This window comes from Parendozoicomonas haliclonae, assembly GCF_900174585.1.
GTDB classification, from domain to species: Bacteria; Pseudomonadota; Gammaproteobacteria; order Pseudomonadales; family Endozoicomonadaceae; genus Sansalvadorimonas; species Sansalvadorimonas haliclonae.
This window is the reverse complement of the sequence record NZ_FWPT01000003.1, coordinates 282213-304081: the sequence shown is the minus strand read 5'-3', so window position 1 is coordinate 304081 and position 21869 is coordinate 282213. Positions and strand designations below refer to the sequence as shown.

Below are 21869 nucleotides of genomic sequence, written 5' to 3'. Positions count from 1 at the left end.
TATGGGGACGCGGGATGAAATGCTCGCAGCATACGATGTGACCAACAATAAGAACCGAAACAAGCTGGTGGATCAGCTTAAAGATCTGGGGCTGGTACCCATACAAAAGTCAGTGATGTGGGGCTATCTCAGTAAAGCAGAACAAAGTGCAGTTATGCGTATTTATGAGGAACTGTTGGAGAAAACGGACCGTGCATTTCTAATCCGCGCCAACCTGACCAAACAGCTGAATAAGTTTGCGGGTACTGTTCCGACCGATATCAAGGAGCCACAAGCCTATGACATCCTCTAACAGCCTGCCGATCCGCCACCTGCGGCAGTTTTTGTTCTGCCCACGCATTCCCTGGCTGCAGGAAGTGGCAGCCATGCAACCGCTCAGACCTATCTGGGTGACACAGGGGCAAGGTTATCATGCCCGGCAGGAGTTTTTGTCGAGAAGGAGGAAGCTATCCCGCTACAGTACAGAAGATGCCGAACTACTGTTTGACCAACCCGTAGGATGCGAAAATCCTTCAATACATGGACGAATAGACCTTGTACTGAAAGGAAAAGATCGGGTCCAGATAGTGGAGTTTAAACTAGGAGAAGGAAAGCCAGTGCCTGGCCAGATTCTTCAGGCCGCAGCCTATGCCATTGCAGCAGAGCAGACCTTTGCTCTCCCCTGTCCAGAATTCTTTGTAGCAACGGGTAAAAAGGCAAAGGTTCATCATTACTACCTGACGGCAGAGAGAAGACAGGAAGTGGCAGACAAGGTGACTCAGATTCAGCAAACTCTTGCTGATTCTGTACTCCCAGAAAGCTCTGCGCAATCAAACACACAGTGCAGTTCCTGTGAGTATCTGAACACCTGCAACGATAGGGACTAATTGTAAATAAATACCAGCATGGCCATTCCAGAGGGCTCCAGATAGTCTGGAGAGCTGGTTCGCTTATCGCGACTTTTGGTGATTTCAGTGCATACCAAACGAAGTATAAACATTATGCAGCCTTTTCCGAAAATAACCAATGATTTTGTGCAGACTGGCTATTTTCGGAAAACTGCCCTCCCCACTCTGGCAATTCTCCATTGCAAATCATGAGGTTAGCCGCAGGGAATCAAAGCTTACTTCGTCTGGGTAGCAACTGAAAGTGATCGATTCCCGGGGCTTGCCTGATGGACTGGATTGAATCAAAGCTTACTTCGTCTGGGTAGCAACTGAAAGAGGGTAAAACGCTGCCATTGGTGCCCGTACCTTCGAATCAAAGCTTACTTCGTCTGGGTAGCAACTGAAAGCTTCCGGACGGTAGGCAAAACCCAGCGGGCCACCGGAATCAAAGCTTACTTCGTCTGGGTAGCAACTGAAAGCTCAACATGCTTCGCCCTGTTGCCTGCGTGAATCAGAATCAAAGCTTACTTCGTCTGGGTAGCAACTGAAAGTTTGCATACTGTCACTACCAACAGGATTAAGTTTGAATCAAAGCTTACTTCGTCTGGGTAGCAACTGAAAGCGAAAGTCTTGTTCACCATACCGATCAGCGTGTCCAAGGAATCAAAGCTTACTTCGTCTGGGTAGCAACTGAAAGCTTCTGGCTCATAGCTTCTCGGTTGGAGTCTCCCAGGAATCAAAGCTTACTTCGTCTGGGTAGCAACTGAAAGTCACCTGGTTAATGCGTGTACGAAGGCCTTTGGCCGAATCAAAGCTTACTTCGTCTGGGTAGCAACTGAAAGTCGGTATACCAGCCGAGGAAGTCGTCTTCGTTGCCGGAATCAAAGCTTACTTCGTCTGGGTAGCAACTGAAAGAACTACCCAGGTTATATTCAGGTCGAAGCCCCGGATGAATCAAAGCTTACTTCGTCTGGGTAGCAACTGAAAGACATCCGGCCTATAAGAATCAACCAAAGCCTTGAGAATCAAAGCTTACTTCGTCTGGGTAGCAACTGAAAGGGGTGATAGCCTTGCCAAGACCCCACTGATTTCGGGAATCAAAGCTTACTTCGTCTGGGTAGCAACTGAAAGTTTCCCACAAGCACGACACCCAGCTTAGAGCAGATTTGCATAGCGACATTTCTATTTGTAGCAACTGAAAGTTTCCCACAAGCACGACACCCAGCCCCCGATCTCGGAATCAAAGCTTACTTCGTCTAGATAACTCGTCAGCGTCATCGGAAGACGGTACGTGATCCGCTGTCACCGTGCAAGTCGGATATCTCGGCTGATAACTTTCGGGAATATGCCTTTTGCAGGCGCAATCAAAAATCACCACCTATATTGTCCCCTTATTATTCTGCGTGGATGTTTGATTCGGCTGTGTCGTTCTGTCTGGTGCTGTCGGTTATGGCAGTTGATGTGGTTTGCCAGCCTGAATCCTTCCCTGGTCTTCTATTTCTGTGAGCCATACCCGCCATGAAGATCCTTAGTAGTTTGGTTGGAATTCTGGTACTTCTGTTTATTGCCTGGTTGTTCTCTGAGAATCGAAGGGCGATCAACTGGCGCACGGTGGGTGGCGCCTTGCTGATTCAGATGGCGCTGGCAGGCTTTGTACTGGCGGTACCTTTTGGCCGGGATGTGCTCAACGGCTTATCCGGTGCCGTGCAGAACGTGATGAATTACGCCAACGACGGGATCAGCTTTCTGTTTGGCAATCTGGCGGACCCATCCAAGGTGGGCTTTATCTTCGGCATTAAAGTGTTGCCGATGATTATCTTCTTCTCAGCCCTGATCTCGGTGCTCTACCACCTGGGCATTATGCAGGCGGTGATTCGCTTTATTGGTGGTGGCTTGCAGAAGTTTCTGGCAACCAGTCGCACCGAGTCTATCTCTGCAACAGGTAATATCTTTGTCGGTCAGACTGAAGCGCCGCTTCTGGTGCGACCTTATATTCCAACCATGACTCATTCTGAACTGTTTGCCGTGATGGTAGGTGGTCTGGCTTCGGTGGCTGGTTCGGTACTGGCCGGTTATGCCAGTCTTGGGGTTGATCTGGGGTACCTGATTGCAGCCAGCTTTATGGCGGCCCCTGGTGGCCTGCTGATGGCCAAGATTATCGTTCCCGAAACCGATACGCCGCAGAATGCTATTGGTCCTATGGATTCCGCTGAGCATGCCAATCTTCTGGATGCTGCCGCCACAGGTGCTTCTTCCGGTCTTAAGCTGGCAGTGAATGTCGGCGCCATGCTGCTGGCGTTTATTGCCCTGATCGCCTTGTTAAACGGCATTGTTGGCTGGGCTGGTGGTCTGTTTGGCCAGCAGGAGCTCGATATTCAGGAAATTCTCGGGTATCTGTTCTCACCTCTGGCCTGGCTGCTGGGTATTCCCTGGAGTGAAGCCAATATTGCCGGCAGCATGATTGGCCAGAAGCTGATTGTGAATGAGTTTGTCGCGTTTATAGATTTTATCGACGTGAAAAACACCCTGTCGCAACAGACTCAGGCTGTTATCACCTTTGCGCTGTGTGGCTTTGCCAACCTGTCTTCCATTGCGATTCTGTTAGGTGGCTTGGGCGTTATGGCACCGAATCGTCGAGCCGATATCGCTGGGCTCGGCTTGAAGGCTGTGTTGGCCGGTACCTTATCCAACCTTATGAGTGGCGCGTTGGCTGGTCTGTTTATTTAAGAGGTTGGTTGCATAAAACTGGGGGCAGGTATGTATTGGTATGATGTTTTTCTGGCAACAGTGACCGGCTTTTTTATTGGCATACTGTTTAGCTGGTTAAAGCTGCCTATACCTGCTCCTTCTGCTCTGGCTGGTGTTATGGGTATCGTTGGGTTATTCCTTGGCCGTTACGCCTATATGGAAATCGCTACCATGTTGGGAAGGATGTAAGTTCAAGAAGGGGAACTGCGGCTGACTTTCAGAAAAGCCATTAGCCCCTAAACTAAAAACATCGTCTGCCTATTAAACACAGTGGAAGTGTTATGACTCAATCATTGCCGGCACGGTGTCTTCCTGTTCTTTTTCTTCTCTCTTTAATCGGGTCTTTTGCCGGGGCGAATGATCTGGCTCCTCCCGGTTACTCCTGGCAAGCCTGTAAATCCATCGAATGTTATTTTCTGGTGCCGGATGGCTGGCAACTGAAGCAGCTTGATAATGCCAAGGTGCTGAAATATCAACTGATGCCAGACCAGCACAATCGCAAGGTTCCACCCCAGATTCGCATTAATATTCTGACCAATATGGAAGGGCAGACTGGTCTTTCTGCCGAACGCCATACCGAGCTGTTTATGCAGGAGCTAGGCCGTAACGGCAAGGTGCTGGATATCTGGAACCACAAATCGGGAGTTTTACGCAGTACTGCGGCCACATCACTGCATGTGGAGCGGGTACCGGCGGCACTGCGTAAATTTAATCTGCTGATCCGCAATACCCAGACCGGAACTCTCTATGTGTTTACCTTCGAGACCCAGTCCGAGTATTGGGATAAGGACTGGGGGGTGGTCGAAGCTATTTTTACCCGTCTGCGCTTGGATGAAGGGGTTTAACCGATTCGGGTAAAGATCAGTGATCCTGGTCGGTTGGAGAGTGGTACCAGCCGACGATCATTGCGCTGTTGGCGCTCCGGCTTATTATCCGGATCTCTGGGTTTGATCTGGTTAAAGGCCGGCAGCTCTTCTCCTTCTTCGAGTTGCATAAACAGTGGCAGAGGCGCATTTACCTGCCCTGGCCAGTCCTTACGAATCTCTGGGTTGTTGGCCCTAAGGCGTTTGATCTCCTCTGGCCAGGTCAGATTGGCTCGCAAGTGGGGTACTAGTGGCCGCTTGATAACCACTTCCTGATTCTCAGGCAGGTTCTGCAAAATCTGAATATCCTCAAACAATCCCTGACCGGGGGTGTATTTGCTGCGCAGGTGGTCAATGGCTTTTGTTGCCGTCAGTCGGACACTGCCATGGGTGGCATTGGCCCAGCTAAAGCCAACCCGTTTTGGCGGAATAGGGAATAGCTTTAACTGCCGGTAGCACTGCACAAAATGAATATGTTGAATATTCATGCGGCCGAGAATAGTTTCCCGTAGCTCCCTTGAGCTAAGGTCGGTCATCTCAAAACTGCTACCAAACTGTTTTCGATAGGCCTGGATGGACTCTTTGAACAGCAGTTTGCTGGTGTTGAGGTCTTCACCCAGCTTCAGTGTTGAGGCGGAGATGCCAACCAGACCGGTCAGCTTTTGGGTTTCCTGCCCGGGCTGATCTGGTGCATAGGTCAGCCGCAGGCAGATATCCGCAACATGTCTTCGCAAATCTGCGTTGCGGGTATGGCCATCGCCACCGCCACCGTCATCGCAGTGCTCCTCCATAAGCCAGATTGGCAGGGATTGATCTGCCAGAAGCGCTTCCCGGAAATGGTCCTTGGCGGAAATGAGGGCGATAAGCTGATCGCGTATTTGAATACGGGCCGCAGTCTGATTATCCATTTTATACAATCGTATCTGGTCGTGAGTTTTGACCTTACGCCTTTTCTCTTCTTGCGGCTAGCTCAGAGGCTCAAGGTAGGAAGTCCATATAAAGAGGGCAGTGGTCGGACAGGTGACGCTCACGGTGCAGGCTGGCTGGCCAGGTATATTCAATCACCTGAGGGGCAGTTTTGGATACTGAGCTGAGCAGGATATGGTCAATCAACCGGCCGGGTTTTCTTTTAGAGGGGCAGTGGCTGGTGATCTGTTCCGTTAACAGTTGCAGATTGTGGTGTGATTTTGCCGCCGAGGAGAGCTGTTTCCAGAGGGTATCCTGCCTGGAAAGGCGACGGTTAAAGTCACCCAGGATAACAACCTGGTCAGTGTCTTTTGCTGCCGAACTGAGCCAGTTTTTCAGTGCCGGGAACTGGCGCTTCAGTCTCAGGCAGCCTTTCTTGCTGCTGTCCGGTGAGCCCTGCCAGCAGCCGGAAGCCAGATGAATAGACAACAAATGCAGACTTCCCTGTTTTAACGGCACTTCAATATGAACACCCCGGCGCAGCCCTTGATGACCCAGATCCAGATTGAGATCAGGGTGGCGGGTCCAGGCTATAGACTTTCGTATGAGAAACCCGGCCCGCTGGTCGTTGTCTCTATTTTCAAGAACCGTCGTATATTGGTCGGGGTTGATAATTTTCCCCAAAAAGGTTTCAGAGGAGGCTTCCTGAATCGCCAGGATGTCGGGCTCGATCTCATGGATAATCGCGGCCAGCGCCTGAAAGTCCTTGTTTGAGCGTCTTTGGGGCTGATCAGGGCGATAGTCAGGGCGAAACCACTCCAGGTTCCACGTACCGATGCGCAGTGAATCCGGTTTGTTTGCCGCCTTCTGGTGATCTTTGTTCGCCCAGACCGGCAGGCAGAGGGACAGTAACAGTAACCAGATCAGCAGCTTGGCTGACTGCCGCTGTCTTCTGCAGGGAACTTCTTGATCGAACGGCATTCTAATCCTGTGAGCGATTTATGGCTTCAGCCTTTCCGGTTGACCCGTTACAAGCTTGTCTCTGGACTATAGATCAGACCTGTGCTGGATGAAGACTGGCAGGGATAAGGGAAGAGTCAGACGGGTCGGGGAGTCAGGAGTGCTGGAAGGAGCTGTAACACATACAAGGATCAAGGGAGCGCAGTTATGACTCTGACTATTCGACTAATAAAGACCCGGAGGGAGAAGCGTCTGTCTCAGCAGGCACTTGCCGATTTGATCGGGGTCTCAAGAAGTGCTCTGGCGCAGTGGGAAACCGATATGAGCCGCCCCAGCCTGGATAATCTCCGTAAGATGGCTGAAGTGCTGGAAGTCTCTTTTGAATGGCTGGCAACAGGACGTGGTAACCAGTACATCACCACCAATAATGATGAAGTCAGCGATGATGATCTGGATGATGAAATCAACCGCATGCTGCCCCGCCTCAACACCCGCCACAAGAAAGCCCTGCTGGACGTTATCAAGGTTATGCACTGATCCGCAGATCGCTTTGGCACATTGCCGATATCAAAAAGCAGATACAAAAAAAGAGCATATAAAATGCTCTTTTTTTGTTTTTGTTAACACGATTAAGCGTTAACAGCTTCCTTCAGCTTGGCACCGGCCTTGAACTGTGGAACGCGAGATGCAGGGATCTCGATTTCCTGACCAGTCTGAGGGTTACGGCCCTTACGCGCTGCACGCTCAGCAACTGCGAAAGTACCAAAGCCGATCAGCTGAACGGATTCACCGTTCACCAGTGCAGTCTGGGTTGCGCTCAGGAACGCATTCACAGCCTGTTCAGCTTTGCTCTTTGGCAGATCAGCTTGTTCGGCAACTGCCTCAATCAGCTCTTTCTTGTTCATGTCGAGTCCTGATGTTACTACACGAAAAGTTTTGAGGGCGCGATAATACACGAAAGATAGTGGTGCGGGTAGCTTCCTTAAGGGAAAAAAACAGATAAACAGCGGACTGTTAATAAGCTTCGGTTATCTATCACTCGGATAGCAGTCCATGGTCGCGGGTTAATTCACGCAGACGTTGTTTCTCCGGCGTGTAATATTGCTGCGTTGTGGTGATCGCCTCATGGCCTGCGAACAGGGCCAGATCTTCGATATCCATACTGCGGGCCAGATGGGAAAGCGTCGTATGCCTTAGAGAGTGAAAGCTTTTACTGCGCAACCGGCTGGCCAGTTCTGCGCCATCTTCATCGGTCTGTTCGGCACAGTGCTCCATAAATTGGGTAAACCACTTACGCATCTGGCGCGAGCTCATCGCGCGGAAGCTACCATCAGATGCAACCGGTCGCAGGCAGGGCGCCAGTGGGAAATCATCCTGAGCAAACGGCTCCAGTCCGTGCAGGGAGCGATAGCGGATAATGGTCTTCAATACATTGTCGTTGACTGGAAGCTGTCGTAGACGACGGCCTTTACCGTGAATCACCAGCACCAGCTGGCCGGAGCTGTCACGCTTTATGTCCTTGCAGGTGTGTCCGGTCATTTCCGACTGTCGCAGACCCAGCCCATAGGCAATGCCGAGAATGTAGGCCAGCCGGGCTTTCTCCAGCTTGTGGCGGGGCTTGTGATCCGGGTAGTGGCTGATCGCCTGGGTGATCAGCTGCCACTCATCCTCATAGAAGAAGCGTGTTTCGCCATGGCCTCGTGCAACCTTCTCTCCACTTTTATCAAAGCCGTGTACCGGGTTGCCGGACAAATAACCGGTGGCCTGCAGATAGCTGAAAAAACTGTTCAGCACAGTAATGATCTGGTCGGTGCTCTTGCCGGGCCGGATGGCGTTGGGGAAGAACACCTTCTCAGGATTGCTCTGATCCATGCCGGGCTGCTGCCAGTGAGGCCAAGGGTGGTGCAGGAAATTCACATACACTTCGATATCCGCCACTGTACAATCCTGATAGCTCTTCAGGCGTTCCCGGCGCAGGAACAGGGTGAAACGGACCAGCTCCCGGGTGTAGCGGCGCAGGGTTTCCGCAGAGCGGCGTGAGGCGCGACGTAAAAACAGGGCAAGCGCATCCCGATCGCTGGTGACCCCCAGTTTATTGGTGTGCTGGTGGCTCGGAGCGGGTGAGGACTGCGGCAGGGCAGTGGGAGCTGGAAGCGTGAAATCAGGCAGTGTCATAGCGCGACTATAACACTGCCCTTTCAGGGGAAGAATCTTTTCTAAGGTAGAAAAGGCTCCAATACCTGATGCTTATGGTTGAGGAAACCGGTCATCAGTTCATTAAAGCGAGCATGCTGATCAGCCACGGTGGCATGGCCGGAGTTCTTGACGGTAATCATCTCCGCCTTGGGAATGGTGCGGCACATGGCCATAGCGGAGGCGAGGCTGAAACTGTCATGCTGGCCATGGATGATCAGGGTTTCTGCCCGGATATCCTCAAGCTGTGGCCAGAGATCGGTGCCAGTCAGGCAGCCCAGAATATGCGCCAGTCGGGTCGGGTTATTCTGCTGCCAGTATTTCAGAGCATGGTGACGAACAGCCGCATGCTTTCGGCCCGGCAGCATATGGCGCAGCAGGGCTCTGGCCAGAATGGGCATGGGGATAAAACCCATAATATTACGCAGAGGCAAGAGGTAACGCATGGAAGGCACCAGATCCTGCAAAGACGGGGCGGTATTCACCAGAATCAGCTTGCGAACCTGAGCCGGGCGGGCGGAGGCCAGAGACATCGCCACCATTCCCCCCATAGAGATCGCCATCACATCACATTGCGGAATGCCCAGCTCATTTAAAAGGCGGTAAATATCGTCGGCCATGGCCGGGATGTTGTAGCTGGATTTACACCCGCTGCGGCCGTGGCCGGGCAGGTCGACCAGAATGATCTGGCGGTTCTGGCAGAGAGCCGGCATTTGCAGAAGCCAGTCCTTGTGGCTGGAAGCCAGCCCATGAATCAGAACAATCGGGGGCTGCTGGGTTTTACGGCCCACAACACGGTAGAAAAAGGGATAACCATTGGTCCAGGTAATTGGCATAAGCACCTCCGAGACCTATCTATCGGCCACGGGGTGCTCTACATGACGGGCGGTTAGCTGTTTTTGCTCATGGAAGCCGGGTGGGTTCCGGCTTCTTTGCCCCAAAGGTCTTCCAGACGGCTGTCCCGGCCGCAGCGGGTGCGGTAGAAGTTATAGCGAATCGGGTTTTTCTTGTAGTAATCCTGGTGGTATTCCTCAGCTGGCCAGAAGGTGCCTGCCTCGGTCAGCTCGGTATAAATTTTGGCGAACCTTCCTGATTGCTGGAGGGTTTTCAGGGAATCCTCGGCAGCCTGCTGTTGTTCAGAAGAGTTGTAGAAAATACCACTGCGGTACTGGGCGCCCCGGTCACAGAACTGACGGTTCTCAACAGTCGGGTCAATACTGCGCCAGAACACATAAAGAAGGTCGGGGTAGCTTACCTGCTGTGGGTCGTATACGACCCGTACGGCTTCAGTATGGCCGGTTACGCCGGAAGAGACCTGTGGATAGGTCGGTTGTTCTTCCTTGCCACCGATGTATCCGCTTTCCGCAGACAGTACGCCCTTCACCTTCTCGAAATCAGATTCTGTGCACCAGAAGCAACCACCGGCAAAGATAGCTTCACTGGTCTTGGGGGAAGGCGTTTCTGCAGAAACAGGGGCAACGATAAAACTGGTCAGCAGAGTGGCCACAGCCAGAATGGTTTTAGGCATAAATTTCTCCTCTTGTTGGGAGCTTTTACGCAGTTGAAAGCCGTATAGATTCAGCCCGTGGGAAGAAGTTGGGGCGGAGATGCTTTTCTCCAGAGATGCTCCGCCCCAGCGTTTTAGTTCATACCAAAGCTTTATTTCATATCAAAGCATTTCAGCACAAAGGCATAATCAAACGCCGCTTCGTCAATCCACTCATAGCGCTTGCTGGCGCCGGCGTGGCCGGCATGCATTTTCATATTGAGCAATACCGGGTTGTTGTCGGTTTTCAGCTCCCGCAGGCGGGCCACCATTTTGGCGGGTTCCCAATAGGTGACCTGCTCATCAGAGATGCCGGAATTGAACAGCATCGGCGGATAATCTTTGGCGGTAATATTGTCGTACGGTGAGTACTGACGGATATAGTCAAAGTCGTCCTTGCTCTCGATGGGGTTACCCCACTCTTCCCACTCAGGAGGCGTCAGCGGCAGAGAAGCATCGCTGATAGTGGTAATGACATCCGAAAAGGCGACATCGGCAATCACACAACCAAACAACTCGGGACGCATATTAGTGACTGCACCCATCAGTAGGCCGCCGGCACTGCCGCCGTTAATGGCAATCTGTCCCTGACGTGTATAACCGTTGCCAATCAGATGCTCGCAACTGTCGATGAAGTCATTAAAGGTGTTCATCTTTTTCTGCATCTTACCGTTCAGGTACCACTGGTAGCCCTTGTCATCGCCACCACGGATATGGGCAACAGCAAAGACAAAGCCCCTGTCAACCAGGCTGAAGCGTTTGGCCGAGAAAAAGGCCGGCATGCCAAAACCGTAGGAGCCATAGCCATAAACCATGGCTTTGGCTGTGCCATCCAGAGGCAGATCCTTACGGTGGATAATGGTCAGCGGTACCAGTTCACCATCCCGCGCTTTGGCAAACTCCCGCTTAACCACGTACTGGCTGGCATCAAAGTTGGGTGTTTCTTTGGTGAAGATATTGGTTGTTGCACCTGAGACAAGATCCAGTTCAAACACCTGTCCTTGTTGAGTCGGGGATTCGTAATCAAATTTCACGATGGTGGACTGATCATCACAGTCACCAATCAATCCCAGGCTGTAAGCCTCATCCGGCATGGAGATGATCTGCTCTTTGCCGGAGTTCATATCCAGCACGACCAGCTCATCCAGCGCTTTGTTATTGTTGCGGCGCTCGGTGATCAGGAAGTGGTTGTAAAAGCTCAGGCTGTTCAGGCACAGCTCTTTATGTTCAGCGACAAACGTCTGCCAGTGCTCACGCTCCCAATGATTCTTGTCGACCGGACACTTCATAATTTTGAAGTTGGTGGCATCGCCATCATTAGTGAGGATATAGAAATCCCCCTGGTAATGATCGAGCGAAAAGGACACATCATCGCTGCCAAAAGCAAACTCATCAAAGGTATGAGTGCCCGTTTTGGAGACAAATACACAGTGTGAGGCACCGCTGGAGAGGTAAGCGAGCATGTACTTTCGATCTGTCGTCTGGGACAGGCTTAGAAACATGCTGTCGTACTTCTCTGGCTTGGAGAAGATCAGCTCCCGCTCACCACTGTGAATGTTAACCCGGAAGATATCGCGACCACGGGCACTCTCATCCCGCTCGACAATGTAAAGGTGCTCTTCGCCATCCCAGAGATAGGAGCCGGTGCTGTTGGCAAATTCCCAGTTCAGATCCTTACCGGTGGTGAGATCGCGTACCTTGATGGTACGTTCCATGGAACCGGTCAGGTTGAAGCTGTAGGCAAAGAATGTCTGGCTGCGATTGGTGCGGGCGTCGCCAAACATATAAAGCTCATGGTCGGCGGCTTCGGCATTGACATCAAAGTAGATATCTTCCGGAGCGTCCAGAGTCTGAAACTTGCGACACAGGATGGGGTAGTTTTTCCCTTTTTCTTCCCGTGAGTAATAAAAGAACTCACCCTTTTTGAAAGGGCAGGACTGGTCGTCTTCCTTGATGCGCGAAAGTATCTGGTTGTAGACGTCTTTCTGGATGCCTTTGTAATCCGCCATAAAGTCATCTTTGTAGGCGTTCTCAGCATCGATATAGGTTTTGACGGCCGGGTTGGCGAAATCCAGATCACCGGCAATAAATTTCTGCCAGTTATCATCGCGCAGCCAGTGGTACGGGTCGTTACGCTCAGTCCCGTGCTGCTTGATGATATGGTCAACTTTCGGTGCGACAGGTGCTGGTACAGGCATTCTTGTTATTTCCGGATAAAGACGAGACGGGATAAATAATAAAGGCAAGTGATGACGATATCATCGCTTGCCTTTAAAGAGTTTTAGCCGGTGGCTAATTGTGGGAGATAAGCTTAGCCGTTAACCAGCCAGTGCACACCGATACTGGCGATAAAGCCCAGCAGAACCGCCCAGCTCCAGCGCAGGTGAGACATAAAGGTGTACTGACCTTTGGAAACACCCATCAGAGCAACACCTGCCGCAGAACCAACGGACAACAGGCTGCCGCCGACGCCGGCGGTCAGAGTGATCAGCAGCCATTGGAATTGATCCATCTCCGGGCTCATATCCAGAATGGCAAACATCACCGGAATATTATCGATTACCGCAGACATGATGCCGGCAGCCACATTGGTAATAAACGGACCGTATTCGCCATACATATTCACGGATAGCAGCTGCAGGTAGCCCAGGTAGCTCAGGCCGCCAACGGCAAACATAACGCCAAAGAAGAAGAACAGAGTATCCCACTCAGCGTGAGAGATCTTTTCAAAGGTATCCAGACGACCGTACTTGCGCAGGTGTGCTTCGCGGTGAGCCAGAACATAGCCACCGGTCCGCAGCTTGAGCAGCCAGGTGTAAAACATCAGCAGGGAGAGACCGGTGATCATGCCCAGGAATGGCGGCAGGTGGAACACCTTCTCGAAGGTTACAGCCAGACCGATGGTCACCAGGAACAGCAGGCTCATGCCCTTGGCACCTTTCTTCATACGGAACTTGCTGGTGATCGGCTCCGGACGGTGGTTCGGGATAGCCGGAGTCATCAGCAGGGCCGGAACCAGATAGTTCACGACAGATGGCAGGAACAGAGCGAAGAAGCCGAAGAACTCGACTTTACCGGCCTGCCAGACCATCAGGGTGGTGATATCGCCAAACGGGCTGAAGGCACCGCCGGCGTTCGCCGCCACAACCACGTTGATCAGCGCAGGAACGGCAAAGCGGGGTTCATCCTTGCCCACCGACATGATCACCGCACCCATCACCAGAGCAGTGGTCAGGTTATCGGCAACAGGGGAAATAAAGAAGGCGAGGGTGCCGGTTACCCAGAACAGCTGGCGGTAACTGAAACCCTGGCCAACCAGCCAGACACGAAGGGCATTGAATACGCCGCGCTCTTCCAACACATTTACATAGGTCATGGCGACCAGCAGGAACAGCAACAGAGCGGCATACTCTTCCAGGTCGTGCATGACGGCCTGTTCGATGGTTTCTGTCGGGAGACCTTCGGCGGTTACGAGAGCCGAAATCAGCGCCCAGATAATACCGGAGGCCAGCAGCATCGGCTTGGACTTTCTCAGGTGCAGTTTTTCTTCAAATATGACCGCCAGATAAGCGATGGTGAAAATAAACAGGCAGACGAAGGCCAGGCCGTAGCCGGTCAGATCACCCGGTCCGGAGGCCGCCATGGCCACTGGGGAGAAAAGGGTGGTTGCTGCGACAAGTCCCATGAGGGATATGGGTAGTCCTTTGTTCAGCAGGGGGCGATGTTTCATATCCTATCCAAAAAATAACAACCCTTTCAGGTTGTTCTCGGCACTGGCGCACTTTCTATTATTGTTGTTGTCCGTAGACACAGGCCATCCAGATAACACAGCACGACAATCCGCAGGCATCAAAGAATGCCGCCTCCAGGGTTTGTGCATGCTGTACTTTTTACTTCAGTGTGGGCAAACAGCAACACTGCTGTTTTTTAAACAGATGTGCGCCGTATTGCCAGAGGCCGTAGGCCCCAGGGGCTACCTGAACTGGTAGTTGCCCGATGGGGTCGTTATTCTACATTCACAAGTATGAGACTCAACCTAAAAATCCGGTGAAAACGGTAATTTTCCGCACCGGGAGTGAGTCTGAACCGGAATGACATTATAATGCGCACCATTTTAATGAACCGGACTTGATCCAGAACAGTACTATGACAGTTCGTACACGTATCGCACCTTCTCCAACAGGTGATCCACACGTAGGTACTGCCTACATCGCTTTGTTCAATATGGCGTTCGCCAAGAGCCAGGGCGGACAGTTCCTGCTGCGTATTGAAGACACTGATCAGGTGCGCAGCACCCGTGAGTCCGAGCAGCAGATTCTCGACTCACTGCGCTGGCTGGGCCTGAACTGGGATGAAGGTCCCGATGTTGGTGGTCCACACGGCCCTTATCGTCAGAGCGAGCGTTCCGAGCTGTATACCAAGCATGCAGCTGAGCTGGTGGAAAAAGGCCACGCCTTCCGTTGCTTCTGTACCTCCGAGCGTCTGGATGCTTTGCGTAAAGAGCAGGAAGAGACTAAGTCCGGTTCTGGTTATGATGGCCACTGTCTGCACCTGTCAGAAGACGAAGTGCAGGCCAAGCTGGCTGCCGGCGAGCCGCACGTTATTCGTATGAAGGTTCCGGCGGAAGGTATCTGCAAAGTGCAGGATATGCTGCGCGGCGAGATTGAGATCGACTGGAAACAGGTCGATATGCAGGTACTGATGAAGGCTGATGGTCTGCCAACATATCACTTGGCCAACGTTGTGGATGACCATTATATGGAAATCACCCACGTTATCCGTGGTGAAGAGTGGATCAACTCCGCGCCCAAGCACATTCTGCTGTACCAATACTTTGGTTGGGATATGCCGGTGCTGTGCCATATGCCGCTGCTGCGTAACCCGGACAAGAGCAAGCTCTCCAAGCGTAAGAACCCAACCTGCATCACCTACTACCGTGACGCAGGTTACCTGCCAGAAGCTCTGCTCAACTACCTCGGCCGTATGGGCTGGTCCATGCCGGATGAACGTGAAAAGTTCACTCTGCAGGAAATGATCGATAACTTCGATCTGACCCGTGTTTCCCTCGGTGGCCCGATCTTTGATCAGGAAAAACTGCAGTGGCTGAACGGCAGCTGGATTCGTGAGAATCTGTCTGTGGATGAGTTTGGCGAGCGCCTGCACAACTGGCTGATGAACGAAGCGTTTATCAAGCAGTTCCTGCCATTTGCCAAAGAACGTGCTTCCACCTTTACCGATGTCGCGCCAATGGCGGCCTTTATGTTCTCTGGTCAGCTGAACCTGACCGCTGCAGACTTTGCTCACAAGAAGCTGGAAGAAGCTGACGTTCGCAAGCTGGTGCAGTTCATCCTGTGGCGCCTGGAAGCCCTGCGCGTCTGGAATAAAGACAATATCTTTGCCGAGATCAAAACCCTCTCCAAGGAGATGGGCCTGAAGATCGGTGACTGCATGCAGCCAGTATTTGTGGCTATCGCCGGCACACCAAACAGCTGGTCTGTGGTGGACTCCATGGCGATTCTTGGCCCGGATATGTCCCGTGCCCGTCTGCGTCATGCGGTTGAAGTTCTGGGCGGTGTTTCCAAAAAGGAAATGAAGCGTCTGGAAAAAGAGTACCGTGGCCTGGGTCAGGAAGAAGCCTGATCTTCGAGCATGAAATGAAAAACACCCGGCCTGTCCGGGTGTTTTTTTAGGTGCTGAGTGGGTTAATTGCGCTGGATATTGACGTGTCCGGCAATCCTTCCTTCCGTAATAAAGCGGAAGAAGACACTCAGACCTATCGTCGCTATGGGCGGTACCAGCAGGAATCCTGCCAGTGCTGGTGCGCCAGCTGCTACGGCTATATAGGCGGCAGGGGCAGCAATACAGGTAGCCCGGGATGCCCAGAAAACCGCCTGGCTGGCCAGATCGTCCGTCTTGGGTGGGGTAAAGAAGGAGATAATCGGGCTGGCAATCCTGGTGATCGTCCGGCCTTTAAAGAAGCTGGGTATATAAAGGGAGACTTTGCGCTCTTTTACCGGAGTGGCGTAGTAGTGCAGGGCGCTGTAGCCCAGCATGGCTGCACCGGATACCAGGCCCATGCCGAGAGCGATGGGGGCAGCTATACCGACCGTGGCTCCTATGGCAGTCATAAAGACTGAGGCGCCAATGCACATCGTTGCACCCAGGTCGACCAGCTGCTGATCATTCTGCACAATAGAATGGTTCTGGAAATAGTTAGGCGGCTGAGGTGAAGTCTGCACGCTGACATGGGGTTGCTGCTGCATAGTGAGTATCCTTCCGTGGTGTTTCTCTATGGCATCTATATGTGTAAGACTGCCGTTTTTATGGGTGGTTCAAAAAGAATCGCTATAAAAAATAAAGTCTTACCGCTTGACACGTTATAAGCGGATTCCTAGAATGCGCCCCGCACTCCGGCACTGCTTCAAGCGATTTCGGAAGGCCTTCAAGTTCTCTGATTGAGAGACTTGAAGAAAATGTGGGGCCTTAGCTCAGCTGGGAGAGCGCAACACTGGCAGTGTTGAGGTCAGCGGTTCGATCCCGCTAGGCTCCACCAATTTTTCACGGTTGCTGGTTCATCCGTGATATTTGCGTCCCGTTCGTCTAGTGGCCTAGGACACTGCCCTTTCACGGCAGTAACAGGGGTTCGAGTCCCCTACGGGATGCCACTTTAAAGTGTGATTGCGGAAAGACGCAGTTGTACAAAAAAGAGCCTTCGCTAAAATGCGCAGCCTCTTCCGGAGTGATCCGGTGCGGATCAAGCGGGAATAGCTCAGTTGGTAGAGCACAACCTTGCCAAGGTTGGGGTCGCGAGTTCGAGTCTCGTTTCCCGCTCCAGTTTGAAAGGAAAAGGTTGGGGACGTCGCTTCATAAAAGATGCGAGTCTCGTTTCCAGCTCCAGTTTTTCACTTTTACAAAGTGTAAAGAGTTCTAGTGTGTCCCGTTCGTCTAGTGGCCTAGGACACTGCCCTTTCACGGCAGTAACAGGGGTTCGAGTCCCCTACGGGATGCCATTTTTTAAAGGCATTGCATGAGAGTGTAATGTTTATGCGGGAATAGCTCAGTTGGTAGAGCACAACCTTGCCAAGGTTGGGGTCGCGAGTTCGAGTCTCGTTTCCCGCTCCAGTTTCTCACTTTTACAAAGTGTAAAAAGTTCTAGTGTGTCCCGTTCGTCTAGTGGCCTAGGACACTGCCCTTTCACGGCAGTAACAGGGGTTCGAGTCCCCTACGGGATGCCATTTTCAAAGGCATTGCATGAGAATGCGGTGTTTATGCGGGAATAGCTCAGTTGATAGAGCACAACCTTGCCAAGGTTGAGGTCGCCTCTCCATTAAAGAAGTGGCGAGTCTCGTTTCCCGCTCCAGTTTCTCACTTTCACAAAGTGTAAAAAGTTCTAGTGTGTCCCGTTCGTCTAGTGGCCTAGGACACTGCCCTTTCACGGCAGTAACAGGGGTTCGAGTCCCCTACGGGATGCCATTTTCAAAGGCATTGCATGAAAATGCGGTGCTTATGCGGGAATAGCTCAGTTGGTAGAGCACAACCTTGCCAAGGTTGGGGTCGCGAGTTCGAGTCTCGTTTCCCGCTCCAGGTTAAAGTGATCGAAAGATCGAAGAGTTCTAGTGTGTCCCGTTCGTCTAGTGGCCTAGGACACTGCCCTTTCACGGCAGTAACAGGGGTTCGAGTCCCCTACGGGATGCCATTTATTTGCGGGAATAGCTCAGTTGGTAGAGCACAACCTTGCCAAGGTTGGGGTCGCGAGTTCGAGTCTCGTTTCCCGCTCCAATTTAAATCTGAAGTGTGAACAACCTTGCCAAGGTTGGGGTCGTCTCTCTTTTCAAGAAATGGCGAGTCTCGTTTACCGCTCCAGTTTCTCACTAAGTAAAGTGAAAAAGTTCTAGTGTGTCCCGTTCGTCTAGTGGCCTAGGACACTGCCCTTTCACGGCAGTAACAGGGGTTCGAGTCCCCTACGGGATGCCATATTTTGGGGCCTTAGCTCAGCTGGGAGAGCGCAACACTGGCAGTGTTGAGGTCAGCGGTTCGATCCCGCTAGGCTCCACCATTTTTAGCGTGAAAACGCATTGCGGGAATAGCTCAGTTGGTAGAGCACAACCTTGCCAAGGTTGGGGTCGCGAGTTCGAGTCTCGTTTCCCGCTCCAATTTAAATCTGAAGTGTGAACAACCTTGCCAAGGTTGGGGTCGTCTCTCTTTTCAAGAAATGGCGAGTCTCGTTTCCCGCTTCAGTTTAAAATGATCGAAAGATCGAAAAGTTCTAGTGTGTCCCGTTCGTCTAGTGGCCTAGGACACTGCCCTTTCACGGCAGTAACAGGGGTTCGAGTCCCCTACGGGATGCCATCTTTAAAAGGCCGATGCTTATGCATCGGCCTTTTTTTATGCCTGAAATTTACCCTTCCTGTTTTTAATTCCAACCATTTTTGTCCGATTACCAAGGCCAATAATGGGATCTATCATGGCGTAAGCCAGGGCGATGGGATGCTTAAACTATTCGGTTTTGTTTTTACGCTGATCAGTGTGTTTGGCGGCTTTTTCCTGGGCAATGGCGTGATGGCTACGCTGTGGCAGCCTGCTTATATCCTTATTGTACTGGGTGGTGCCGCCGGGGCTTTTTTTGCTTCCACCCCCAAGGATGTCCTGAGTCTGACCTGGCATCACCTGAAGATGGCAGTCGCGGGCAAGCGCCGTGAGCGGGAAGATTACGAACGCCTGCTGGTTTTACTGCATGATCTGTTTCAGCTCATTCGTCGCAATGGCCGTCAGGCGCTGGAAGAACATATCGAAAGCCCGGCCAAGAGTGACCTGTTCCGCAAGTCCGGCTTTCTTGATAACCCACGTCTAGTGACGTACATCTGCGATAACCTGCGGATGACCAACCTGGGTCAGATTTCTGCTAAAGAGCTGGAAGCGCTGCTGGATGCTGAGCTGGATGCCTTTGAATCCGAACAGATGCGCTCTGTCCGTGCGTTGAACAGTGCCTCCGATGCCGCTCCGGGATTTGGTATCGTGGCTTCGGTACTGGGGGTTATTATTGCGATGAGCTCCATGGATGGTCCGATCTCGGTACTGGGCATGTCTGTTGCCGGCTCCATGGTGGGTACCATGCTGGGTATGCTGTCCTGCTACGGTTTCTTTGCCCCGCTGATTAACCTGGTCTCCCATGCTATCAAGGATGAGATCATGTTGTTTGAGTGTGTCAAAGCCGCATTGGTTTCCAACTGTGGTGGTCGTCATCCGATTGTGTCTGCAGACGCCGGTCGTCGTGTGCTTTACTCCCGTCTTCAGCCAAGCTTTGTTGAACTGGAACGTAAGCTGCAGAGGGCAACGGCATGAGCCGTCGTTCCCGTAAAAAGGAAGAAGCCACGCTGGGCGGCTGGAAGGGCGCTTTTGCCGACTTCTGTATGTCGATGATGACACTGTTCATGGTGATGTGGATCGTGACCAGTGCCGATATGGAGAAGCGGGAAGGCCTGTCTCTCTACTTTAGTGACCCTGGCGTTTTCGACTCAGTCTCTTCCCGGCATATGTTCGACAGCATCAGTCAGGGCAAGGTGGTGAATACCACTAATGGCGGCAACAGTGTGCCGGATCGTCCTGATCCCATTCATTTCGATGCCCGTGGTGGTGATCCGTTTGAACTGGAGCTGCTGGAGATGGCCCGTCTTCACGACAATATCAAGGTCACTCCAATACCCGGCGGTCTGCTGATTGAGCTGATGGAGACGGATAAGAATCAGATGTTCCGCCGTGGTGAGTATTTGCTGACCCCGTTCTTTGAAGATCTCTTGCTGGAACTGGGGCCACGGCTGCTGATGAGTGGTTATGAGATGGCCATTATCGGACATACCGACTCCACGCCTTATTCCGGTAAAGGGTATTTTGATAACTGGTCGCTGTCTTTTGCCCGGGCCAACAGTGTGCGGGAAATTATGGACTTTACCGGATTCCCCAACCGTCGTATCCGACAGGTGACGGGTATGGCTGACACCCGCCCGAAGGATGCTGTCAATCGTAATGCCGCCCGCAATCGGCGGGTAGAACTGGTGCTGGTTGATCCGTCCCGGGTTAAGGAAGTGAACCCGATGTATGGTGGTGCTTATGAAAGTGGTCGGATGGCTCGATCACTGGATGCGGCCCACAATTCCGCTGCCCGAAACCAGATTTAATCCCCGCCTGCGCCTGAAGCCACAAGGATTCTCAGGAAACAGTGGCAAACCCGGTGCAGAGTAGAGTATTTTACTGGTGTCGGAGTCAAAATCTCCGGGGATCATTATTGTTAAGACAGGTCTTGCGGATATATGCAGTCAGTACCTCACCCGGAAAACCAAAACCAGCAGCCGGAAACAGATAACAGTTTGAAGAACAAGGAAGCCCATCAGCTCATCGAGGATTTGAGCGCGCGTAGCGATAAGGACATCATGGGACATGAAGCGGTGCGTATTCTGCGCCTGCTGTGGCCGGAGATTTTTCGGGTCTCTTCACCTCGTCCTCTGAAAATCGGTATTGATAAAGATATCCTCGCCACTGGTCTGATCCCTGACCGGTTGCTGAAAATTGGTCTGCGCTGCTTTACCCGTCTTGATCAGTATCTGGAAGCCACCCGTACCGGCCGTGCCCGCATCGGCCTGGATGGTCAATCAGACGGCCGTGTTCGTCTGGATGAAGCGGTGAATGCTGATCTGATGCTGTACTCCCGCTGGTGTCGCCAGAATCCACCAAGAGCATTTATTGGTCAGTTGAAACTGGTCAAAACCACGCCAGAGAATTCCTGATTCCGAAGATACTCGAATCCCTTGGTAATAATATGCAGGGTCTGAAGACACTAAAATGTCGTTAGACCCTATTCTGGTATTGGGCTGGTCATGCAGTGTGACTCGAGGTTAATATGACTGAACAAACAAAGACTATCGAAAAACCGATAGTTGATAATATAAGCAATGTATCGGAGTGGTTAGTGAACCATTCAGACCTGATCGTTCAGTACTGCATCAATATTGTTGCAGCAATTCTGATTCTTTTTATCGGTAACCTTATTGCCAAGGGGATTGCCAAGGGCGTTTCCCGTGGGCTGCACAAGAAGCGCATGGACCCGGCGGTTATCGAGTTCGTTCACGGTATTGTCCGTTATCTGTTGCTGGCTATCGTACTGATTGCTGCGCTGAGTCGCCTGGGTGTTCAGACGGCATCAGTGGTTGCAGTTATTGGTGCTGCCGGTCTGGCTATCGGTCTGGCTCTGCAGGGATCACTGTCCAACTTCGCCGCCGGTGTACTGATTGTTGGCTTCCGCCCCTTCCGCTCCGGTGACTATGTTGAGATTGCCGGTGTGGCTGGCAGCGTGGAATCCATCCAGATTTTCCAGACGGTTCTGACGACACCAGACAACAAGGTAGTTATCGTTCCTAACTCCTCGGTGATTGGTAACCCGATTACCAACTACTCTCGTCACAAGACCCGTCGTATTGATCTGGTGATTGGTGTTTCCTACAAGGCCGACCTCCAAAAGACCAAAGAGGTTTTGTACAACGTACTGGCCAACGAGCCACGGTTGCTGAAAGACCCGGCCCCGAACGTAGGCGTTCTGACTCTGGGGGCTTCCTCTGTGGATCTGGTTGTACGCCCCTGGGTGAACACCGCCGACTACTGGAATGTGTACTTTGATCTGGTGCAAAAGATCAAGGAAGAGCTGGATGCCAACGGTATCGAGATTCCATTCCCACAGATGGACGTACATCTGAACAAGCTCGACAGCTGATTGCTGAAGAGTTCTAAAAAAGGCTG

General features: G+C 52.1%; 20 protein-coding genes, 15 tRNA genes and 1 CRISPR repeat array. Of the genes, 26 read left to right on the top strand and 9 right to left on the bottom strand.

Annotated elements, in window-relative coordinates; genetic code table 11:
* The first annotated feature begins 1 nt into the window (after position 1).
* The 5 genes from EHSB41UT_RS07825 (at position 2) to EHSB41UT_RS07805 (ending at position 4459) form a co-directional block, all read left to right on the top strand.
* Positions 2-292, top strand: coding sequence for a CRISPR-associated endonuclease Cas2 (locus tag EHSB41UT_RS07825; RefSeq protein WP_087108491.1), 291 nt, complete (start codon positions 2-4; stop codon positions 290-292).
* Positions 279-866, top strand: coding sequence for a CRISPR-associated protein Cas4 (gene cas4, locus EHSB41UT_RS07820; RefSeq protein ID WP_087108489.1), 588 nt, complete (start codon positions 279-281; stop codon positions 864-866). The genes EHSB41UT_RS07825 and cas4 overlap by 14 nt, the downstream gene beginning before the upstream one ends.
* 226 nt (positions 867-1092) lie before the next feature.
* A CRISPR array of direct repeats spans positions 1093-1997; the repeat unit is 37 nt; unit sequence GAATCAAAGCTTACTTCGTCTGGGTAGCAACTGAAAG.
* Between the two features lie 387 nt (positions 1998-2384).
* Positions 2385-3593, top strand: coding sequence for a NupC/NupG family nucleoside CNT transporter (locus EHSB41UT_RS07815; RefSeq protein WP_087108487.1), 1209 nt, complete (start codon positions 2385-2387; stop codon positions 3591-3593).
* Positions 3594-3623: 30 nt separating this feature from the next.
* A complete protein-coding gene (locus EHSB41UT_RS07810) occupies positions 3624-3803 on the top strand; it encodes a XapX domain-containing protein (protein ID WP_087108486.1) in 180 nt (59 codons plus the stop codon).
* A gap of 92 nt (positions 3804-3895) precedes the next feature.
* Positions 3896-4459: a hypothetical protein gene (locus tag EHSB41UT_RS07805; RefSeq protein WP_087108483.1), complete on the top strand. Its 564-nt coding sequence runs from the start codon at positions 3896-3898 to the stop codon at positions 4457-4459.
* On the opposite strand, the gene EHSB41UT_RS07800 is transcribed toward EHSB41UT_RS07805, so the two are convergent.
* Positions 4456-5385 (bottom strand): DNA replication terminus site-binding protein, encoded by a 930-nt coding sequence (locus EHSB41UT_RS07800; protein ID WP_087108481.1) that lies wholly within the window; start codon positions 5383-5385, stop codon positions 4456-4458. The genes EHSB41UT_RS07805 and EHSB41UT_RS07800 overlap by 4 nt on opposite strands.
* 70 nt (positions 5386-5455) lie before the next feature.
* Positions 5456-6364, bottom strand: coding sequence for an endonuclease/exonuclease/phosphatase family protein (locus EHSB41UT_RS07795; RefSeq protein ID WP_087108479.1), 909 nt, complete (start codon positions 6362-6364; stop codon positions 5456-5458).
* 186 nt (positions 6365-6550) lie between these two features.
* Between EHSB41UT_RS07795 and EHSB41UT_RS07790 the strand changes: the two genes are divergently transcribed.
* A complete protein-coding gene (locus EHSB41UT_RS07790; RefSeq protein WP_087108477.1) occupies positions 6551-6880 on the top strand; it encodes a helix-turn-helix domain-containing protein in 330 nt (109 codons plus the stop codon).
* Between the two features lie 92 nt (positions 6881-6972).
* Here EHSB41UT_RS07790 and EHSB41UT_RS07785 read toward each other — a convergent pair whose 3' ends face one another.
* The 6 genes from EHSB41UT_RS07785 to nhaD all read right to left on the bottom strand — a co-directional run bounded on the left by EHSB41UT_RS07785 (position 6973) and on the right by nhaD (position 13767).
* Positions 6973-7248 carry an HU family DNA-binding protein gene (locus EHSB41UT_RS07785; protein ID WP_087108475.1) on the bottom strand — a complete coding sequence of 92 codons (276 nt, stop codon included), beginning with the start codon at positions 7246-7248 and terminating at the stop codon, positions 6973-6975.
* A 130-nt stretch (positions 7249-7378) separates the two neighbouring features.
* Complete coding sequence (locus EHSB41UT_RS07780; protein ID WP_087108473.1) at positions 7379-8518, bottom strand: tyrosine-type recombinase/integrase; 1140 nt, start codon at positions 8516-8518, stop codon at positions 7379-7381.
* 41 nt (positions 8519-8559) lie between these two features.
* Positions 8560-9372, bottom strand: a complete 813-nt coding sequence (locus EHSB41UT_RS07775; RefSeq protein WP_087108471.1) for an alpha/beta fold hydrolase — start codon at positions 9370-9372, stop codon at positions 8560-8562.
* 53 nt (positions 9373-9425) lie between these two features.
* Positions 9426-10064: a peptide-methionine (S)-S-oxide reductase MsrA gene (gene msrA, locus EHSB41UT_RS07770; protein ID WP_087108469.1), complete on the bottom strand. Its 639-nt coding sequence runs from the start codon at positions 10062-10064 to the stop codon at positions 9426-9428.
* 131 nt (positions 10065-10195) lie between these two features.
* A complete protein-coding gene (locus EHSB41UT_RS07765; protein WP_087108467.1) occupies positions 10196-12280 on the bottom strand; it encodes a S9 family peptidase in 2085 nt (694 codons plus the stop codon).
* A 113-nt stretch (positions 12281-12393) separates the two neighbouring features.
* Positions 12394-13767, bottom strand: a complete 1374-nt coding sequence (nhaD, locus tag EHSB41UT_RS07760; RefSeq protein WP_087108465.1) for a sodium:proton antiporter NhaD — start codon at positions 13765-13767, stop codon at positions 12394-12396.
* A 461-nt stretch (positions 13768-14228) separates the two neighbouring features.
* Here nhaD and gltX point away from each other — a divergent pair, with 461 nt between their 5' ends.
* The gene (gltX, locus tag EHSB41UT_RS07755) at positions 14229-15722 is read left to right on the top strand and encodes a glutamate--tRNA ligase (RefSeq protein ID WP_087108463.1); all 1494 of its coding nucleotides are present in this window, start codon (positions 14229-14231) and stop codon (positions 15720-15722) included.
* Positions 15723-15784: 62 nt separating this feature from the next.
* Here the strand turns inward: gltX and EHSB41UT_RS07750 are convergent, their stop codons facing one another.
* Positions 15785-16345, bottom strand: a complete 561-nt coding sequence (locus tag EHSB41UT_RS07750; RefSeq protein WP_087108462.1) for a hypothetical protein — start codon at positions 16343-16345, stop codon at positions 15785-15787.
* 214 nt (positions 16346-16559) lie between these two features.
* On the opposite strand from EHSB41UT_RS07750, the gene EHSB41UT_RS07745 reads away from it, so the two are divergent.
* From EHSB41UT_RS07745 to mscS, 19 genes are all read left to right on the top strand, one after another.
* Positions 16560-16635: transfer RNA gene (locus EHSB41UT_RS07745), tRNA-Ala, on the top strand.
* Positions 16636-16671: 36 nt separating this feature from the next.
* A tRNA-Glu gene (locus EHSB41UT_RS07740) sits at positions 16672-16747 on the top strand.
* A 93-nt stretch (positions 16748-16840) separates the two neighbouring features.
* A tRNA-Gly gene (locus tag EHSB41UT_RS07735) sits at positions 16841-16916 on the top strand.
* A 100-nt stretch (positions 16917-17016) separates the two neighbouring features.
* Positions 17017-17092: transfer RNA gene (locus EHSB41UT_RS07730), tRNA-Glu, on the top strand.
* A gap of 36 nt (positions 17093-17128) precedes the next feature.
* Positions 17129-17204: transfer RNA gene (locus tag EHSB41UT_RS07725), tRNA-Gly, on the top strand.
* 37 nt (positions 17205-17241) lie between these two features.
* Positions 17242-17317, top strand: a tRNA-Glu gene (locus EHSB41UT_RS07720).
* A 35-nt stretch (positions 17318-17352) separates the two neighbouring features.
* Positions 17353-17442 (top strand) — tRNA-Gly (locus EHSB41UT_RS07715).
* Positions 17443-17479: 37 nt separating this feature from the next.
* Positions 17480-17555, top strand: a tRNA-Glu gene (locus EHSB41UT_RS07710).
* A 35-nt stretch (positions 17556-17590) separates the two neighbouring features.
* Positions 17591-17666 (top strand) — tRNA-Gly (locus EHSB41UT_RS07705).
* 36 nt (positions 17667-17702) lie between these two features.
* Positions 17703-17778, top strand: a tRNA-Glu gene (locus EHSB41UT_RS07700).
* Positions 17779-17785: 7 nt separating this feature from the next.
* Positions 17786-17861, top strand: a tRNA-Gly gene (locus tag EHSB41UT_RS07695).
* Between the two features lie 119 nt (positions 17862-17980).
* Positions 17981-18056: transfer RNA gene (locus tag EHSB41UT_RS07690), tRNA-Glu, on the top strand.
* Positions 18057-18062: 6 nt separating this feature from the next.
* Positions 18063-18138 (top strand) — tRNA-Ala (locus EHSB41UT_RS07685).
* A gap of 21 nt (positions 18139-18159) precedes the next feature.
* A tRNA-Gly gene (locus EHSB41UT_RS07680) sits at positions 18160-18235 on the top strand.
* 120 nt (positions 18236-18355) lie between these two features.
* Positions 18356-18431, top strand: a tRNA-Glu gene (locus tag EHSB41UT_RS07675).
* A gap of 138 nt (positions 18432-18569) precedes the next feature.
* The gene (locus EHSB41UT_RS07670; protein WP_165767184.1) at positions 18570-19424 is read left to right on the top strand and encodes a motility-associated protein; all 855 of its coding nucleotides are present in this window, start codon (positions 18570-18572) and stop codon (positions 19422-19424) included.
* The gene (locus EHSB41UT_RS07665; protein ID WP_087108458.1) at positions 19421-20257 is read left to right on the top strand and encodes an OmpA/MotB family protein; all 837 of its coding nucleotides are present in this window, start codon (positions 19421-19423) and stop codon (positions 20255-20257) included. The genes EHSB41UT_RS07670 and EHSB41UT_RS07665 overlap by 4 nt, the downstream gene beginning before the upstream one ends.
* A gap of 132 nt (positions 20258-20389) precedes the next feature.
* Positions 20390-20863 carry a ProQ/FINO family protein gene (locus tag EHSB41UT_RS07660; protein WP_087108457.1) on the top strand — a complete coding sequence of 158 codons (474 nt, stop codon included), beginning with the start codon at positions 20390-20392 and terminating at the stop codon, positions 20861-20863.
* A gap of 113 nt (positions 20864-20976) precedes the next feature.
* Positions 20977-21843 carry a small-conductance mechanosensitive channel MscS gene (mscS, locus tag EHSB41UT_RS07655; RefSeq protein WP_087108455.1) on the top strand — a complete coding sequence of 289 codons (867 nt, stop codon included), beginning with the start codon at positions 20977-20979 and terminating at the stop codon, positions 21841-21843.
* Positions 21844-21869 lie beyond the last annotated feature (26 nt).